The following is a 17,289-nucleotide window of genomic DNA, read 5'->3' on the forward strand; positions in this document are numbered from 1 at the left end:
AGCAAAACATGTCGTTCACTATTTCTCATTGGATACGCGCCGGAGCTGCGTGTGCCCTTGTGGCTTTGGCAGGATGTGCTGGCATGCAGGAGCAGGCCGGTGCGCCCCGCAAAGAAACCCTGCACGTAGTCACCGACAAACTGGAGCTGCTCACCATTAACGCCGGCCAGCCGACCAAGGTGCTGAGCCGCGTCATGCTGTCTGGCTTGGCTGCGGGTGACACCCTGGTGGGTGTGGATTACCGCATCTCCAAGGGTGTGCTGTTTGCTTTGAGCAAGTCCGGGCGCCTCTACACCGTGGATACCGCCAGCGGCGCCATGAAGGCGGTCGGAAGTACGCCCGCGGTGGCGCTGCAAGGGGATGCCTTCGGTATGGACTTCAACCCGGTGGCTGACCGGGTGCGGGTGATGGGGGCTAGCGGCCAGAACCTGCGTCTGCACCCCGACACCGGTGCACTGGCTGCCACCGACCCCGCGCCGGCCTATGCACCCACCGACAAACGCGCGGGCACCAAGCCCGAAGTGGTTGCTGCCGCATACACCTACAACAAGAAGGACGACAAGCTCACCACCAACTTTGCCATTGACCGCAATGGCGGCTATCTGGTCACCATGGGCTCGGCGGAGGGCGTGCAGCCGGTGGTGTCGTTCAATACCGGGCAGCTGTTCACCGTCGGGGCGATTGGTGTTGCCGACATGGTGGATGCCAGCATGGACATTGCGGATGTGTCGGGCGCTGCGTTTGCCGCCATCCGGCTAAAGTCCCATGCAACTACCCGGCTCTACAGCTTGGACCTGCAGACCGGCAAAGGCACCTTTATCGGCACCATCGGTGACGGTGCCAAGGTGCTGGGTATGGCCGTTGAACTCTGATTGCTATGAAATCAGGAGCTGCTCGCGCAATAGATGCGTGCGCCAGCAGCCTATTTCTTTAGATTTTTGAGTGCCAGCGCCGCATCTTTCACCAGCTGCGGCCCGGCATAAATCAGTCCGGTGTAGATCTGCACCGCATCCGCACCCGCTTGAATTTTGCTGACCGCATCGGCCGCGCACATGATGCCGCCCACGCCGATGATGGGGAAGTCTTTACCCAGCGCTGCACGCAGTTGGCCAATGACGGCATTGCTCTTCTCCAGCACCGGAGCGCCTGACAGGCCGCCCATCTCATCGGCATGTGGCATGCCCTTGACCGCTTCACGTGACAAAGTGGTGTTGGTGCCGATCACGCCCCAGGCGTTGTTGACCTTGCCACTGCTATCGGTGCCGTAGCGTTGGAGCGTGGCGGCAATCACGGCGACCTGGTCTGCTTCCAGATCCGGGGCAATTTTCAGGAAGACGGGTTTGCGCTGGCCGTGCTTTTGGGCCAGCTGTTCGCGGCGCTCGGCAATGGCGCCCAGCAGGGCGTCCAGCGCCTCGTCGCTTTGCAGGCTGCGCAGGTTCTTGGTGTTGGGGCTGGAGATGTTGACAGTGATGTAGTCCGCATGCGGGTACACGCCGTCCAGGCAAATCAGGTAGTCGTCGGTAGCCTTCTCGATGGGGGTGGCCGCGTTCTTGCCGATGTTGAGGCCCAACAACAGAGACGGGTTTTTGCTCTGGCGCAGGGCGGAGCGCTGCACATTGACAATGAAGGCGTCCAGACCATGGTTGTTAAAGCCCAGGCGGTTGATGAGCGCGTTGGCTTCGGGCAGGCGGAACATGCGGGGCTTGGGGTTGCCCGGCTGGGCCAATGGGGTGACGGTGCCGACCTCCACAAAGCCGAAGCCCATGGCACCCAGGCCATCGATGCAGCGGGCGTTTTTGTCCAGGCCGGCGGCCATGCCCACGCGGTTGGGAAACATCAAGCCGGCGATGGTGACCGGGTCGTCCACCCGGCTGTTGCAGTAGGCCAGCTTAAGCGGGTTGCCCTGGCTGGCAGCCAAGCCTGCCATTGTGATGTCGTGGGCGACTTCGGGGTCCAGATTGAACAAAACGCGGCGGGCGAGGGCGTAGGGCACCAGAGACATCGGATAATTCCTGCTTTCAGATTTCAACTCCCTCCATTGTCCCTCAGGACCTTTCAGGCTTTCCTCATGACCACACCCGCACTCTCCCAAGACGAACTCAAAACCCTGGTAGGCCAGGCCGCCCTGCAGTACGTGGTGCCCGGCGAGATCGTGGGCGTGGGTACCGGCTCCACCGTGAACAAATTTATTGACGCGCTGGCCACCATCAAAGACCAGATCAAGGGCGCCGTGTCCAGCTCCGTGGCCAGCACCGAGCGCCTGCAGGCGCTGGGCATCCAGGTGTTTGACAGCAACGAGGTGGACAAGCTCTCGGTCTATATCGATGGCGCCGACGAGATTGATGGTGCCGGCAATATGGTCAAAGGGGGCGGTGCCGCGCTGACCCGCGAGAAGATCGTGGCCGCCCAAAGCACCAAGTTTGTGTGCATTGCGGATGAGTCCAAGCTGGTGCAAACATTGGGCAAGTTTCCCTTGCCGGTGGAAGTCATCCCCATGGCGACGCAGCGCGTCATCGCCCAGTTTGCTGCCAAAGGCGGCAAAGGTTCCATCCGCTTGAAAGATGGCAAACCCTTGGTGACCGACAACGGCCAGTACATCGTGGACGTAACCGGCCTGCAGATCACTGACCCACTGGCCTTCGAAGCGGAGGTGAGCCAGTGGCCCGGCGTGGTGACAGTAGGTGTGTTCGCCTACCAGCGGGCCCAGGTGTGTTTGCTCGGCACAGCCAGTGGTGTCAAAACGTTAACGTTTCAGTAAAGCTCGGAAGTTTTACACCGCAGGCGCAGACATCATGCGCTCTACATAGCGCGCCACCGTATCGATCTCCAAGTTGACACGGCTGCCTTGGGCCAAAGTTCCCAAGGCGGTGTTTTCAACCGTGTGGGGTATCAGATTGATACTTATCTCGCATCCGCCGGGCAGATCCGCCACGCGGTTCACCGTCAGGCTCACACCATTGATCGTGATGGAGCATTTGTAGGCCAAGTACTTGGCCAAACTAGGGGGCGCCATCACCCGCAGCTCCCAGCTTTCACCTACTCGGGCAAAGTGGCTGATGCTGCCGATGCCATCCACATGACCGGACACAATGTGCCCGCCCAAGCGATCGTTGGCGCGCAACGCTTTCTCGAGGTTAACGGTGCCAAGTCCGTCGAGACCGGCTGTTTTATCGAGGGACTCCGCAGAAATGTCGATGGTGAAACTTTGTGTTGCCACATCGAAGGTGGTGACCGTCATGCAGGCGCCGTTGAGCGCAATGCTGTCGCCCAAGCCCACATCGTCCAGATAGCCCGGCGGGGCTTGAATGGTGAGGCGCTTGCCATGAGTGGAGGATTCGCCCAGTGCCTGGACGGCGGAAATGCGGCCAACGCCGGTGATGATGCCTGTGAACATCCATTCATTTTCGCAGGGAAAGGGTAGGGCAGAACGAGCCCCGCCCGCAAAACCCTAGAACTGGTCGCGCCGCTGCACGCGCGCCACGATGCGCAGGTCCGGGCCGACCATCTCGGTGGACTTGAACTCCAGCTCCACGCCTTGGCTCAATTCGGTGAGAGGTCCCAAGTGGAACATGCCTGCGCCTTGGCCCAGCAACTTGGGGGCGAGATACACCACAAACTCGTCTACCAACCCTTCACGCAGCAGCGAGCCATTGAGCTTGAAGCCGGCTTCTACATGGAGCTCATTGATCTCGCGACGTCCCAAGTCCTGCATCATGGCAGCCAAGTCCACCTTGCCGGTAGGTTGGCCCTTGGCGTCTTTACCGGGCATGAAAATGACGGTAGCTCCCAATGCTTCCAACGCGGCTCGTTTGGCATCATTTGGGGCCGCGGCGTAGATAAATACGGTGCGACCAGCTATAAAAAAAGGAGCGTCCAGCGGCGTTTCCAGCCTGCTGTCCACCACCACCAGATGCGGCTGCCTTGGCGTCTCCACCAAACGGACATCCAGCCTGGGCCGGTCTGCCAACACGGTGCCAATGCCTGTGAGGATGGCGCAACACCGTGCGCGCCACGCGTGGCCATCCTCCCGCGCAGCAGGCCCGGTAATCCACTGGCTAGCGCCGTTGTCCAAAGCAGTAGTACCGTCTAACGACGCCGCCACTTTCATGCGCACCCACGGGGTCTTGCGGATCATGCGGCTGAAGAAACCGATATTCAACTCGCGGGATTCAATAGCCAGAGGGTGGTCCGGTGCCAGTACCTCGACTTCCACGCCCGCCGCTCGCAGCTTGGTAAAGCCATTGCCGGCCACCAGTGGGTTGGGGTCGAGGTTGGTCGCCACCACCTTTTTGATGCCCGCTTGAATTAGCGCATCGCAGCAGGGGCCAGTGCGGCCGTGGTGAGAGCAAGGCTCCAGGGTTACGTAAGCCGTGGCGCCAACCACTGAGAGGCCTTTTTCGGCTGCGTTACGCAGGGCGACGACTTCTGCATGTGGGCCGCCTGCTTCTTGGGTATGCCCTAAGCTGAGTACTTCTCCATTCGAATCGGCGATGATGCATCCGACATGTGGATTGGGGCTTGTGACGCGCAAACCCAACACCGCCACATCCAAAGCGGAAACAGTCAATTTCTCGATCGAACTCATTTTTAATGAGTAATTAGTCAGGGACAAATCCCAATTCGATAGTCTGTACGCTCGGTACGGGCAAGCCGTTCAAGAATGCAGGATTCATGGGCGTCTCAATAATTACGGCCATCGCTTTTTCAATTTGGCTAAGATTTGATGTTGTCCCTAACAGCTTCCATTCAACGATTTTTCCTTTTTCGTCTATCCACAAAGTGAAGCTGATAGTTTGACTTTCGCTAGATGGCCACGACGTCCAATCGATCACCCATTCCCCAACTGGGGTCGCAGGCGTATCAACCTCAATGAGCGAAAAAAAATGCAATTCGTATTCATCTCCAATTCTTGGCAACAAGTTTCGACTTGATGGCGTTTGTATTTGGATGTTTTCAGAATAAACAGATGGACTACCTTCAAATAAACCGAAATTCTTAAACTCGGGGATCGTCGTAGTCGATTGCGTTAGAAAGCGAATCGTCGTTCTTTGAATGCCTGTTTGTGCTTTGCTGGCGCCAAAAAAGCTGTACAGAGGAGTTAATAGTATTACCAAATGAAGCCAAGCTGAAGCGAGTAAGCATACACCTATGGCTTTGTAGTACCGCATCAAAGCGATAACCGATGTTACCGCCAGCATCCCGCGATGGCAGCCGCCTTATTAGCAAATTTACTGGTATCCCACGTGTTATCAACGATACTCTTGCGGCCCAGATTATCAATCGTGAAATTTCCACATTTGTCGCTTGCCACAACAGAACCGTTTGCACGCGTGGCAGTCACCAAATAATAATCTCGGCTTCCATTGACTACTGTAAGCGATAAGTTGTATGCCGCACTCCCTTGGCCAGCAGGAGGGGATGTAGAAAAGCGGCTAGGAAATAGCGCAGCGTCGGTAGTCGCTGTGCCTGCACTGTTTTGGTCATAGCGGTAGTTTTCAGAGTAGAAGCGCTCCATCCACTGGGTTGCTGCGATGAGTGCACTTTGCGCTTCTACGCGTTTTGCGCGTGATATGTATTCAACGTAAGAGGGGTAAGCAAGTCTGGCCAATATTCCCACAATTGCCACCGTAATCATGAGTTCAATAAGCGTAAAACCATTGTATTTATGTTTCATGAATTTAGACCTCATTGATCAGTCCGAAGCCCTGGAATTTCGCGCCACTGCATGCGTCCTGAGGGACGGTAACAGAAAACAGTGTCCGAGCTTTGTCCGATTTTCCGTCTTGCCGATGTACCAGCCGGGCATTCAGTCGCGGACTTGGTACAAGTTTCTACTCCATTCGTCGTGGTGCAGGTGCAACCCGCATCACCAGCACGGCATTGCTTGGTAAAAGCGCGCTTCGTCCTATCGGAGACAATACGCACCTTTTGATCGAGTGCTGTCACACCAGCATTCAGGTATGTAGTTGTTCCTACTAGGGTTGTGCCTTGTATATTACGCTCTGGTTGACCAGTAATCGGGTCGATGGCATAGGAGGCGACGTCAGGCTTAGCAGAGCAAACATTCGTTGAGCTTTGCGCCATCACTGTAGTGAATGCAAGAACACCCGCCTGAATATCGGGATCTGACAAAACCATTTCAGAACTTCCAGGAAGACTGAAATACCAGCCGTCCTTCGTCGCCCAATCAATCGTCCCCCGGCAGTCACGATAACATTACCGTTGCTTTGTCGCGAATAGGTTCGCGCCACCAAAGTAGACCCATCTGAATTCGGCAACGACCTACTTCCGGTTGCGAATGCAGGGCGGTCCCAAATTCCGTATATACGCTGGCTTACTGCTGTATTCGGGAAATTGCCTGATTCGAATGCATTGCCCGTGCCGAAAGTGATTATGAGTCCATCATAAGGTGGATACGCAAATTCAGGGGCTGTAGTAATAGGAAGTGCCGTCGATCCTGACTTTGCCGTAATCAAGGGGAGGTTGGTTGAACCTGATTTGTAAGCAACATCCCAGCTGCTTTCGGAGGCGCTGGTCAAATCAAACTTCCACATGTTGCCTTTTAGATCGCCGGCATAAACGATATCAGCGGTTCCATTTCCGTCCAAATCAATCCAGGTTGGCGCTGACATACCATTTCCGGAGCCGCTGTCAGCAACAATCTTCTTGTATTTGCCTGTCCATGTTCCATTCGAATTTGGGCCATCGGTATAAATAATGAATAGTACCGATTTTCCGTTGCTTGACTTCTGGCCGTTACCAAGAAGGATGGCAAATTTGCCGTTGTTTAACTTAACAATCGGAGATGGTTGATTCGAGAATGGACTATTCAATATGTCATAAACAATATAACCAAGGTCACTATCATCATCGGAGGTGAACTGCCACTTAAAAATAGAATCAGGATTGGTATTGGATTCCCCAGAGGTTAGGATGCTGATATCACCTGTATCCAATGCATATATTGCTCGCCCACCTCTGCCTAAAGTGCCGAAGGTATAGGTTTTCCAAGTGCTAGTGCTCCCACTAGTTACTAAGATATCACCAGAGAAAGGGTTTCCATCGACGTAAGGCCAAACGGTACCGGTAGGTTGTGTTTCTACGCTGTCGAGTGTGAAGTTGGCGCCGTTCAGCCGAGTCCGCCCCGTTGTACCACGCTGAAGCGGAATCTCTGCCAGACGGTTAGCCAGTACACCTGGAACATAAGCAAACACCTCTGCTCCTGTAGTTGGATTGAAAGCATGCAGCATTCCGTCATTTGCAGCAACCCAGAGTAACTTTGCCCGTGTCTTGTTATCACTTACAAAAGTCGAATAGTCTGGAAACAAGTTGCCTGAATAACTAGCAAAAGGTCGTTCCTGGATCGCGGGAGTAGCGTTCACAATAGGTCCAAGGATGTTGTCGCCACGCGAACGTAAACCAGTAGAGGCAGCTTCTTTGGTTTGGTCACCACGCATGTAATCAACCACAATTGAAGCATTTGTCTCGCTCAGCCTATTTGTGCTGGCGCTGGTCATTTGGGTCTTGTAATCATCTGGTAGTGAGGCCCAACGGAACGCAAAACCACCGGTACTTGCGCTGGTTGATGTAGATGAGGTGTTTTTGTTCCCATAGTTCGTAATAATGATTCGGGATTCGCCCTTATCTCCGTTAGTCGAGTTGCTGGTCCTGGTTGCCAGTAGTTGACCCGCACGCCATGTGTAATCGTTATTAAAGTAACCCAAACTGTCTACCTGATAAGCCTCAATATTGCCTTCGACCGCAGTGGAGTCGAATTTCGCTATGTATTTAAAGCCATCAGATTGGAGTTGTGCCGAAGAAACCGCAGGTGCCGCGTTGGAGTTTTTTGCGAGATCATCAAGCGCTTTTCTAAGCTGTGCCTCTAGTAAATCAGGGCGACGTGCCAGGTAATATCCATCGGGAATCCCATCCGCTCCGGGTGTGCCATCCGACTTGAGCTTGTCCCACGATGCGGTGTCGGTAGGCAAATAAACATTGGAGTATGTGCCATCAGTCCCCTTTACGCTGGACGTAAAGTTTCCGTACTTGGCTGCATACCAAAGCGGATCCTTCAAGATCGCGTCGCCAGCGCCCACCATGTGGAAGGTCGTAATTACCTTGAAATCTACGTCCTGCACGTTGCAATAGCCGGCGGAGCCAGTTGCTGCGGAGGTTCTCGCGGCGTTAGTCCACGGATTCACATAGCAAGCACCTTTGGCATTGATGGGACTGGTTCCAGCAAATGTCGATCCATCTGGATTTTTTGCTTCAAAAGTGAAGTATCCCAAAGTAGAGCTATTTAGAGTAGAGCTTGAATTTGCTGCTCTATAGGTATCGTCAGCACAGAGATTGCCGGTGATGCCAGAGAACTTGTCAGTTTTATAGTGCTGGTGTGTTAAGTATCTGCCATCCCCAGTTGTTTGCCCAGGAATGCGTCCGCCAATAATGCTGAAACCATGTGTACCACCTGCACCTGAGCATGTTGAAGGCACATCTGTGGTGATTTTGATGCTGTATCCAGACGGTGATGCAGAGTCCGCCACAATGTCATACCGGAGAAAACCGGTAAGGTCCATGTCATAGTCGCCACCGAGTAGGGCATCATTCCACGTAACAATAAATGCACCATGGGTTGAACTGGAGCTGATCGAAGCAAAAGTTAAAGGTGCACCTATGTTTGACCCCCAAACGCTTTCGGGTGTTATATAGACGTATTTCGTAGGGTTGGTCCCGGGGACAGGGACTTCTATTCGAGCAGCTCCACCAGACAACGATGCCGCCAAAGTTTTTACCTTCAATGCGTCTTGCACGTAGGCAATATCAGTCGGCAAGGTAGTGTAGTTTCTAACGCGGTTGGTGTTTGCATAGTATGCAGCCCCCGCTACCTTAAAGGAGCCTTGCATCGCAGGTGCCTCTGGGCATACGCCCATAACTCCGCTTAAGCTCCCCACAGTTTTTCCTGAGCACGATAAATCGTTGTTTGTGCCGTTGCGGCCTACAGAACGCACCGTCCCGGTTATCAGCTCCGCATCGCCAACAGCATCGGTAAAGTCATCAAGTATTTTTGAACTTGCACTGTTTCCAGATAAATAACGATTTGGCAAATTGGCAAAAGAGTTTTTTGCATTGTCATCTTCACCGTCATAGCTCAGCGCACTACTGGATAAAGCCAAGGCATACATCGGCCGACAAATTGCGTTGCCGTATTGCGAGAAACGGGTTGTATTGGAGTTACTCTGCGGGTCAGTCCAACTCTTTACTGGCAGACCAGTGTTGGTGTCATTGGTCGTGGTGGTTGGATTGTCCGGTGCCGGATTCGTACCGTCATACGAATAATATTTCAACGCCTGAATCAACATTTCACCAACAGGATTACCCCATGCCGGCAATGAGCCAATGGTGGAGCCACCATAACTCCTGCTTGTGCGGCCATACAAAATAATATTATCCATGGCCTTGATGGAACCACTTCCAGTGGTCCGCCCATCTGTCAATGTTGTGCTACAGCCAGAAGAAGTGCTGTGGCAGAACACCCCGGTGCTGGGGTTGATTTCATCACTGAAGTCACCCATGTTCTTGCGGAGTGCGCCTGCATAGGTGTTGCGGTCGTAGCTACCTGTGATAACACCAAACTCCGCTCTCGCGGCACTACCACTGGCATTAAATCCAAACTCCTGGAACAAGCCATAGGGCTTGAAGTTGGTGGTGGAATCAGGCGGGAAAGCTTGGCAACGCTCTTCCCCTATGAGCGATTTTGTTGAGTCGCGGGGGTCTGTTGTCGGGTCGCAGACTTTGACCCGCATGGTGAGTTCCGGCCCGATGTTAGAACCATATTTGGCAGCATCGTCGACGGAGTGTGGTGTTTGTATCTCATGCGCTATGCCCCCACCACCTTTGTCTGCATCTTTATAGTAGCGGGCAAGTTTCGCGGTGAATTTGGCGTCGGCATCATTAGCTACATCGCGGAATCTACAAACCTCGTGCTCAACTGTTCCCCATAGCCGGTAATTACCCACAGCCATCCGCATAATAGGTTTTCCAGTGGGGCTGTCAGTTGCACCGGTGTTACAGACGGTAAGGCCGGCATAGACACCTGCATTCGGGCCAGATCCAGCTTTAGTGAGGGCTGTTGTAGAAAAGGGTGTGTAATCCCGAATGTCTGTGCCTCTGTAATACTTGGTATACGAGTGTGCATCAAAATTCAGGTACACCCGCTCCAGTACCGTGAGGGATGAGGTATCAGTCGATCGCCGTCCTCCATAAAGCATTTTACGCACAACATCCAAACGGCTCATAGACGACCAGTTTAGAAAGTTGCCACTCCAATAATTTTGGTTACTTGGGCACGTCCAACGGTAGAGTGTTTCTGTTGCACCAGTCGATGGGTTCGTACGCGCAGTATTCACATAATCGGCATTGGTGGCAGGATTGAATCTTTCGTCAGATGTGCTGTACGAGTAGCATTTAGTCGGATCAAAATAACCATAGTATTTGAAACTTGGCTTGAAGTCCGTGTCCAGCACGCCATCTCCATCCAGATCTTCAAAGTCTGTATAAATGGGGCCAAAAAGCGTATGGTCTTTGGACGTTGTGAGCATCACCATGGGTCGGTTCGAGCTTGTGGTGATATTGGGTGGTACTGCAGCCTGAGGGCTCGATATTTGTACTGGCCCCGCAAATGCACTATGGCTGGAGACAAGCAGTAGAACGCTGGCTATCGCGTGGTTGAAGGTTCGTGTAAACATAGTGTGTCCTTCGTTTTTGCTTAGTCTTGCAACGGCACGTAAATGGTTTGCAAAACCATTTGTGTACGTTGCGTGTAACCGAAACCACGCGCAGTTATGCGGTAGACGTTTGTCGGTTGATATGTGACATTGCTGGTGCGCCGAAACAACTCAATCAGATATTCTGGCTGGACGGCAACACCTGAGATAGCTGCTGCACCGGTGTATGTGCCGAGCGGTACCCCACCGGTAAATGTGCAGTTAGTGGTAGTAACAGGTGCTCGACCTGGCTTTGTGGAAAAAGTATTGTTCCAAAGCCCGCCCTTGCCAGTGGGCCACCAGGGCTCAGTAACAGCACCACTAGCCGCAGACCACGTAGAAGAGGCGTAATTCGCTTCTGCAATCAAGCAGAAACCTTTTGCACAGGTATCGGTAAAGTCGGCAGCTATAGGAGGGCGATCTTTACCGCGTGTACAGGACGCGTTAGTTAATTGGGCGGAGCTTAGGTTCAAAATATCTCGTTCAGCATCACGCAAAGCAGCTTCGGCCGCTTGTCGTGCAATTTCTTGATCTAGTTGATTCCTGGCTGCCCCTTCGCCAAACAGGGATTGCCTCACGGACCACACCGTAATGCCTGTGATAGCCAACAGAAAAATCATCACAATCACAAGGGACACCCCTTTTTGTTGTGTTCTGCTTGGTTGAAGGCGGATGTATTTCATGGAAGGGCGGCGCACATGCAATCCATTCAGATTTAGTAGGTTTGATTCAGTCGATTTCTAAGGCCGAATATCTGAACTTGTCTCTTGTAGACGGCAAGGTCGTTTGCAGGTTGGGTGACTGTTTGATCTCTGCAATCTACATAGGTACGTAACGCGCCAGATTTATCAGCTATTTTTGTGTTGCCTCCGAGTGACCGGGTAAGTACACACGCCCGGACTGCAACCACTCGAGCCCATGGGCCGAGCGCAATGCCGTCTATAGTGACTGTCGCCAAGCTATTTACTTCGGTAGCGGTGTAGAAGCGATCGGGTGATCGGGTCGTTTCTGTGTTGTAGACCCCATAAGTGAACTGTAGATCTTCGACCCCTGCGACTAAAGGCACATAAGGTGCAGAAATGTTTTGTCCAAAATAGCTGTTGCCGTTGCCTCCGCAGGAAAGACTTTGCGTATTGACCGCTTGCTTTTCTATCTCTAGCGCTGTTGCGGTTAAGGTATAAAAATTCGAACCGAAGATAGGTTGTTGTGGAGGCTTGTCGTTATCTTGGGTGATGGCAGTTGGGGACCCGGTATTCAGTTTCCGAACCGCATTGGATGGATCGTTTTCTATCTTTGCACCGGTGCAGTCGTAGCGGTTCCCAGAAGTACCATTGAAATTCAACGAGTCACTAGTAAAGTAGTTCAGAACGATCGAGTCCGGAGCTCCAGCTACTGTTGCGCCGCAGGTGGCAGTTTTGGGGTCAAATGTCGACCCCTCGCATCCGAAAATTGGCGCGAGATATATGGCAGCAGGCGCGGTCCAGTCAGTGGTTTTTGCTGGAATGCCTGCAGTCGGCGGATAGGGTTGTACTCGACCCATATTCGGGGAATATGTTGCGATTGGAGGCATATTGCTGGGGTAATAGCCCGCATTCATGATGTCTCTGCCCAGCAAATCCAAGGCGAATGCGCCGGATTCATTGCTCACACTATTTCGCTCCAGAGCGCCCTGGGTTTCTCGGGTATTCAGATAAACGTACCCTGCCGCAGTCACCACAAACATAGTTATGCCGACCGCGACCATCAACTCGATGAGGGTAGTGCCTCGTTGGCTGGAGGAACTTGTGTTCTTTTTCATGGGATGAACCGCATGGTGGCGCAACGAACACCCGATGGTGCAGCCGCGGCTGCCGGGCAGCAAGTTTGTTGCGCCAGTCCTGTCTCGTTACCAGTGCAAGTGGAAGAGCTCACAACGACACTGTCACTGGCATTGCCCTTGTCTGTGAACTCTTTGTCGTACCACATGAATGTCAGATTGAACCCTGCCAACCTGTCGCCTGAGACCAACGCAGCCCCTTGTGGCATCTCTGCTCGCACACGTTGCCGCCAGGTCACAAGATCAAACGCTGCACGTTCAGCCGTGGTGCACGCTGCCGACAAACAATTAGGGCTGGGTGTTGTCAGCGTATTTGATTGTTGGGTAGTCCAGTTGTCCGAAACAACATAAAGAGATGTCTCCGTTACGCCTGTCGCAAAGTTGCTGCCTGAGACATCTGCATTGATGCGTACACGATCTGCGAAATCAGAAGAGAGCGTAGAAATGGCGGAACGTGCCCAAGTATTTATCTTGTATTTGGTTGCAGCCGCTTGAAGGCCTGCAATACCCAGAAGTCCGATGGATAAGACAACTATAGAAATAAGAACCTCAATTAGGGTTATTCCTTTTGAAAAATGACGTTGATTCATGGCGCTTCTCATTCTAAACTTTAGCAAGAACTATCAGTCGATATGGTTCTTGTTCGTCCCAGTTTGTCTAGACAAATGTTGAACGCATACTTCGAAGTCATTGGGTCATTGACTACCGAGTAAACTAAATCAAATTCGTCGGCATTGGTTAGCCCCGGATAGCCCCGACTGTTAAAGGTTAGCTTTCTTCGGGGTGTTGAAGCTTGGGAGTTTAGAAAATATTGATCACCAACGGATCTTCTTACAAAGATAACGTCTTCAATTGCGGTCGGTCCGGCGATTGTGGTGTTGCAGCTGGTATTTAGAAATGCAATCCAACCCACTTGCCAATCAGTGTCTGTGGTTTTGCAGGCTGGTAGTGCGTTGTCTGTTGTGTTGCTCATGCACATCGTGACACAAGTGTTTTTGCTGATCGCTTCATTGCGAGCGCGCAAAACACCAGCGGTAAATTCATTCCCGATGTTGCGTAAATTGCTTTTGATTGCATATTCGCGCAGGGCAGGGGCTGCCAACGCTGCCAAGATGACGATAAGTGCCAATGTCACCATGAGTTCAATCAAGGTGAATCCCTTGTGATTACGGCAATGACGTACGGAATTATTCATAGCAGCGAATTTAAACTTTATGGCCGCATTGTTTGCGCCGTTCGGCTATGGACCGGGACCACTTGTCTATTGGGGGTCCTTGAACGCCAAGGGTCGTGCAGAGGAGATAGTTATTTGCTTACTTCATCCACCAGCGTCTTGAATTCATCAATGTCTTCAAAGCTGCGGTATACGCTGGCAAAGCGCACGTAGGCAACTTTGTCCAGTTTTTTGAGTTCACGCATCACCAGTTCGCCGATGCGGGTGGACTGGACTTCGCGCAGGCCCAGATTCAGGAGTTTTTCTTCGATGCGCTCGATGGCGCTGTCGATCTGCTCGGTGCTTACAGGCCTTTTGCGCAGGGCCAGGTTCATGGAAGCAAGCAGTTTGGCGCGCTCAAATTCGATGCGGCGGCCGTCTTTCTTGACAATGGCCGGAAAGTTCACGTCCGGCCGCTCGTAGGTAGTAAACCGTTTGTCGCAAGCGCCACACTGGCGCCGGCGGCGGATGAAGTCCCCATCTTCAGAAATCCGCGTCTCCACCACTTGGGTTTCGGAATGACTGCAGAAAGGGCACTTCATCGTGAATTGACCTTGCTTACTTGTAAACCGGGAAGCGCGAGGTCAGGGCATGGACTTTGGCGCGAACGGCAGCTATATTGGCTTCGTCGCGTGGGTTGTCCAGCACATCGGCAATCAGGTTGGCCGTGGCACGGGCTTCCTCGTCTTTGAAACCGCGTGTGGTCATGGCCGGAGTGCCCACCCGGATACCGCTGGTCACCATGGGCTTCTCAGGGTCGTTGGGGATGGCGTTCTTGTTGATGGTCATGTGGGCGGCGCCCAAAACGGCTTCCGCTTCTTTGCCGGTAATGCCCTTGGAACGCAGGTCCACCAGCATCACATGGCTTTCGGTGCCACCGCTGACGATACGCAGGCCGCGTGCGGTCAGGGTTTCTGCCACGATCTTGGCGTTACGCACCACCTGGGCTTGGTAGGCCTTGAACTCGGGGGTGAGTGCTTCTTTGAAAGCGACTGCTTTGGCAGCAATCACGTGCATCAGAGGGCCGCCTTGCAGACCGGGGAAGATGGCGCTGTTGATGGCTTTCTCGTGCTCGGCCTTCATCAGGATGATGCCGCCGCGGGGGCCACGCAGGCTCTTGTGGGTGGTGGAGGTCACCACGTCGGCATGAGGCACGGGGTTGGGGTACACGCCTGCAGCGATCAAGCCGGCGTAGTGGGCCATATCCACCATGAAGATGGCGCCAACGTCTTTTGCCACTTTCGCAAAACGCGCAAAGTCGATTGCCAAAGAATAGGCAGATGCGCCGGCAATGATCAGCTTGGGCTTGGTTTCGTGCGCCTTGCGCTCCATGGCTTCGTAATCGATGGCTTCATTGGCGTCCAAACCGTAGGAAACTACGTTGAACCACTTGCCGCTCATGTTCAGAGGCATGCCGTGGGTCAAGTGACCGCCTTCAGCCAGGCTCATGCCCATGATGGTGTCGCCGGGTTTCAGGAAGGCGAGGAATACCGCTTCGTTGGCCGATGCACCGCAATGGGGCTGTACGTTGGCTGCTTCAGCGCCGAATATTTGCTTGATTCGGTCTATGGCCAGTTGCTCGGCCACATCCACATGCTCGCAGCCACCGTAGTAGCGACGGCCGGGGTAGCCTTCGGCGTATTTGTTGGTCAGCTGGCTGCCTTGTGCTGCCATGACGGCAGGCGAGGCGTAGTTTTCGCTGGCAATCAGCTCAATGTGATGTTCCTGGCGAGCATTTTCGGCCAGGATGGCGGTCCAGAGTTCGGGGTCGGCTTGTTCAACAAGAATGTTGCGGTCGTACATGGCAGTCCTTTGAGGAGATCGGGCCTGTGGGTCAATGGTGACAACAGGGCTGCCCAGGCGAACGGCTGATCGCACAAACCGCGCAGGTCATGCGGCACGCTTCCCAGTGGTGTCCCACGTCAGCAACCGGCTTCCTGAGGAAGTCAGCGCCTATCGCCAGTCGCGTGCGGGTAGGAGTTTAACCGAGCCGGGCAAGGCCCGGCGATTGATCAGGAAGAATGGATCAGGCTCGCCACGTTTTCCACAGCGGGAGCCGCATCGGGCGCAGGAGTTGCAGGAGCCTTAACAGGTGTGGGGGCGATCATCGGAACAGGTTTTCCGGCGGCCACGCTCAGCAGTCTGGCGTGTTCAGCTAGCACTTTGGCTGCGTAACCACCGTCTGCTTCCATATTGGCCGCGCCCACATAGAACTTCAGTCCGCCCTCGATGGAGCCCGCGCGGGCAATGCACTCTTTGAGTACCTTGGCACCCACGCGCAAGTTGGACACGGGGTCAAAGGCGGCCATCTTGCCGCCAAAGCCTTCGTACTTGTCGCTGTGCACCTTGGTCATCACCTGCATCAGGCCTTGCGCGCCTACGTGGCTTTGGGCAAAAGGGTTGAAACCTGACTCTACGGCCATCACGGCAAGGATCAAGGTGGGATCCAGTTTGGAGCGTTGGCCAGTTTCATAGGCTTCAGCCACCAAGGCGCTCAGTGGTTCTGGCGCGACGTTGTACTTCTTGCTCAGCCAGTAGGCCACAGCCGCTTGCTGTTTGGGCAAGTCTTGGGGGTTGCTGGCTGTTGCACGCTCTACTGCGTCGGCTTCTACTTCCAAGCCGGTGGCTTGGATGTGGCGGTCTTGCAGCCAGCCCATCAGGCGGACTTCGGTTTCCTTGCGGAGTTCTGGGCGAACGGTCAGTGTAATGATGGCAAACATCACAGCCAAGCCGAGGAGGGCGAAGCCGTTGTGGGAAATTTCAAAAAAGCCTTGGGCAATATCGTTCGCAACAGTGCGAATGCCTTTGGCCAGTCGGTTGGTCGCTGTCATAGCTCTTCCTTCTTTGGCGGGGAGGCTTGGCTGCATGGCTCTTCGGAGCGCCGGCAGTTCAGTCACCTCGTTTGGGTTGGTACGCTATCAATATCCTGCGGCGTCGTCTCGACATGTGCAGCGATTTGAATATGCCGGGTTCGGCAGCGGGGCGGGTAATCCCTAGTCGGGATTTAAGAATGGGCGGATTCTAGGAGGGCTTTATATGTCAAGTCAACCATATCAAGTTGAATCTATATTCTTGGCAGTTTGTAAAATTGCTTTTTTCCCTCTGGAGAAGGCGATTTGGAGGCTTTTTGGGGGCGCTGCTTAACCAGACAATCGGATAGCTTCTGCGCATAGATTTTCATTTTTGCATTCGTCTCACGGTGTGCCTATCGTTCCATAGCCTGCAGTTGCAGGTGGAATGCCGGCAGTAGCCAGTCCACCCATCGTGTGCGATAAAGCGGCCCCGGCCTTTGTCGAAGGCAATCGATTGCCTTCAAGTCCGCTGGTTGACATCCAACTCATCCGCGGCAACCCGGATGGCATGGCCCTTGGGGTCGCCATCGAGCCCGGTGCAGAGGACTTGGAGTCCATGCGCCGGGCTTTCTTTTGGGCAATACGGTCTTTAAACGAACCCTCCCAGAAGCCGCTCTTTGACGAGCGCTCATCTGGTACGTGCAC

General features: G+C 53.7%; 15 protein-coding genes and 1 riboswitch. Of the genes, 2 read left to right on the forward strand and 13 right to left on the reverse strand.

The window, feature by feature from the left end; genetic code table 11:
• The first annotated feature begins 8 nt into the window (after nt 1-8).
• Nucleotides 9-872, forward strand: a complete 864-nt coding sequence (locus tag RAN89_RS10795) for a DUF4394 domain-containing protein (RefSeq protein WP_313866315.1) — start codon at nt 9-11, stop codon at nt 870-872.
• Nucleotides 873-922: 50 nt separating this feature from the next.
• On the opposite strand, the gene RAN89_RS10800 is transcribed toward RAN89_RS10795, so the two are convergent.
• On the reverse strand, nt 923-2,002 hold the full coding sequence (locus RAN89_RS10800; protein ID WP_313866316.1) for a quinone-dependent dihydroorotate dehydrogenase: 1,080 nt from the start codon (nt 2,000-2,002) through the stop codon (nt 923-925).
• Between the two features lie 66 nt (nt 2,003-2,068).
• On the opposite strand from RAN89_RS10800, the gene rpiA reads away from it, so the two are divergent.
• Entirely contained in the window at nt 2,069-2,758 is a 690-nt protein-coding gene (gene rpiA / locus RAN89_RS10805; protein WP_313866317.1) for a ribose-5-phosphate isomerase RpiA, read from the forward strand.
• 12 nt (nt 2,759-2,770) lie between these two features.
• Here rpiA and RAN89_RS10810 read toward each other — a convergent pair whose 3' ends face one another.
• The 12 genes from RAN89_RS10810 to RAN89_RS10865 form a co-directional block, all read right to left on the reverse strand.
• Nucleotides 2,771-3,394, reverse strand: coding sequence for a riboflavin synthase (locus RAN89_RS10810; RefSeq protein WP_313866318.1), 624 nt, complete (start codon nt 3,392-3,394; stop codon nt 2,771-2,773).
• Nucleotides 3,395-3,448: 54 nt separating this feature from the next.
• The gene (gene ribD / locus RAN89_RS10815) at nt 3,449-4,585 is read right to left on the reverse strand and encodes a bifunctional diaminohydroxyphosphoribosylaminopyrimidine deaminase/5-amino-6-(5-phosphoribosylamino)uracil reductase RibD (RefSeq protein ID WP_313866319.1); all 1,137 of its coding nucleotides are present in this window, start codon (nt 4,583-4,585) and stop codon (nt 3,449-3,451) included.
• 13 nt (nt 4,586-4,598) lie between these two features.
• Nucleotides 4,599-5,198, reverse strand: a complete 600-nt coding sequence (locus tag RAN89_RS10820; protein ID WP_313866320.1) for a hypothetical protein — start codon at nt 5,196-5,198, stop codon at nt 4,599-4,601.
• A complete protein-coding gene (locus RAN89_RS10825) occupies nt 5,186-5,674 on the reverse strand; it encodes a type IV pilin protein (protein ID WP_313866321.1) in 489 nt (162 codons plus the stop codon). Before RAN89_RS10825 ends, RAN89_RS10820 begins: the two co-directional genes overlap by 13 nt.
• A gap of 409 nt (nt 5,675-6,083) precedes the next feature.
• Complete coding sequence (locus tag RAN89_RS10830) at nt 6,084-10,745, reverse strand: pilus assembly protein (RefSeq protein ID WP_313866322.1); 4,662 nt, start codon at nt 10,743-10,745, stop codon at nt 6,084-6,086.
• A gap of 20 nt (nt 10,746-10,765) precedes the next feature.
• Nucleotides 10,766-11,446 carry a pilus assembly PilX family protein gene (locus RAN89_RS10835; protein WP_313866323.1) on the reverse strand — a complete coding sequence of 227 codons (681 nt, stop codon included), beginning with the start codon at nt 11,444-11,446 and terminating at the stop codon, nt 10,766-10,768.
• Between the two features lie 32 nt (nt 11,447-11,478).
• Nucleotides 11,479-12,561: a PilW family protein gene (locus RAN89_RS10840; RefSeq protein WP_313866324.1), complete on the reverse strand. Its 1,083-nt coding sequence runs from the start codon at nt 12,559-12,561 to the stop codon at nt 11,479-11,481.
• Nucleotides 12,558-13,169, reverse strand: a complete 612-nt coding sequence (pilV, locus tag RAN89_RS10845; RefSeq protein WP_313866325.1) for a type IV pilus modification protein PilV — start codon at nt 13,167-13,169, stop codon at nt 12,558-12,560. The genes RAN89_RS10840 and pilV overlap by 4 nt, the downstream gene beginning before the upstream one ends.
• 20 nt (nt 13,170-13,189) lie before the next feature.
• On the reverse strand, nt 13,190-13,774 hold the full coding sequence (locus tag RAN89_RS10850; RefSeq protein WP_428984442.1) for a GspH/FimT family pseudopilin: 585 nt from the start codon (nt 13,772-13,774) through the stop codon (nt 13,190-13,192).
• 110 nt (nt 13,775-13,884) lie between these two features.
• A complete protein-coding gene (gene nrdR, locus RAN89_RS10855; protein ID WP_087493612.1) occupies nt 13,885-14,334 on the reverse strand; it encodes a transcriptional regulator NrdR in 450 nt (149 codons plus the stop codon).
• A 16-nt stretch (nt 14,335-14,350) separates the two neighbouring features.
• Complete coding sequence (gene glyA / locus RAN89_RS10860; RefSeq protein ID WP_087493613.1) at nt 14,351-15,595, reverse strand: serine hydroxymethyltransferase; 1,245 nt, start codon at nt 15,593-15,595, stop codon at nt 14,351-14,353.
• 44 nt (nt 15,596-15,639) lie between these two features.
• Nucleotides 15,640-15,769, reverse strand: a riboswitch (ZMP/ZTP riboswitch).
• Nucleotides 15,770-15,804: 35 nt separating this feature from the next.
• Nucleotides 15,805-16,623 carry a lytic transglycosylase domain-containing protein gene (locus RAN89_RS10865; protein ID WP_313866327.1) on the reverse strand — a complete coding sequence of 273 codons (819 nt, stop codon included), beginning with the start codon at nt 16,621-16,623 and terminating at the stop codon, nt 15,805-15,807.
• Between the last annotated feature and the right edge of the window lie 666 nt (nt 16,624-17,289).

It is taken from the genome of Rhodoferax mekongensis (assembly GCF_032191775.1).
Lineage (GTDB): Bacteria > Pseudomonadota > Gammaproteobacteria > Burkholderiales > Burkholderiaceae_C > Allorhodoferax > Allorhodoferax mekongensis.

Coding starts and splice junctions, on each gene's coding strand:
- RAN89_RS10795 (WP_313866315.1), top strand. CDS start 9: ATGTCGTTCACTATTTCTCATTGGATACGCGCCGGAGCTGCGTGTGCC.
- RAN89_RS10800 (WP_313866316.1), bottom strand. CDS start 2,002: ATGTCTCTGGTGCCCTACGCCCTCGCCCGCCGCGTTTTGTTCAATCTG.
- rpiA (WP_313866317.1), top strand. CDS start 2,069: ATGACCACACCCGCACTCTCCCAAGACGAACTCAAAACCCTGGTAGGC.
- RAN89_RS10810 (WP_313866318.1), bottom strand. CDS start 3,394: ATGTTCACAGGCATCATCACCGGCGTTGGCCGCATTTCCGCCGTCCAG.
- ribD (WP_313866319.1), bottom strand. CDS start 4,585: ATGAGTTCGATCGAGAAATTGACTGTTTCCGCTTTGGATGTGGCGGTG.
- RAN89_RS10820 (WP_313866320.1), bottom strand. CDS start 5,198: ATGCTGGCGGTAACATCGGTTATCGCTTTGATGCGGTACTACAAAGCC.
- RAN89_RS10825 (WP_313866321.1), bottom strand. CDS start 5,674: ATGAAACATAAATACAATGGTTTTACGCTTATTGAACTCATGATTACG.
- RAN89_RS10830 (WP_313866322.1), bottom strand. CDS start 10,745: ATGTTTACACGAACCTTCAACCACGCGATAGCCAGCGTTCTACTGCTT.
- RAN89_RS10835 (WP_313866323.1), bottom strand. CDS start 11,446: ATGAAATACATCCGCCTTCAACCAAGCAGAACACAACAAAAAGGGGTG.
- RAN89_RS10840 (WP_313866324.1), bottom strand. CDS start 12,561: ATGAAAAAGAACACAAGTTCCTCCAGCCAACGAGGCACTACCCTCATC.
- pilV (WP_313866325.1), bottom strand. CDS start 13,169: ATGAATCAACGTCATTTTTCAAAAGGAATAACCCTAATTGAGGTTCTT.
- RAN89_RS10850 (WP_428984442.1), bottom strand. CDS start 13,774: ATGAATAATTCCGTACGTCATTGCCGTAATCACAAGGGATTCACCTTG.
- nrdR (WP_087493612.1), bottom strand. CDS start 14,334: ATGAAGTGCCCTTTCTGCAGTCATTCCGAAACCCAAGTGGTGGAGACG.
- glyA (WP_087493613.1), bottom strand. CDS start 15,595: ATGTACGACCGCAACATTCTTGTTGAACAAGCCGACCCCGAACTCTGG.
- RAN89_RS10865 (WP_313866327.1), bottom strand. CDS start 16,623: ATGACAGCGACCAACCGACTGGCCAAAGGCATTCGCACTGTTGCGAAC.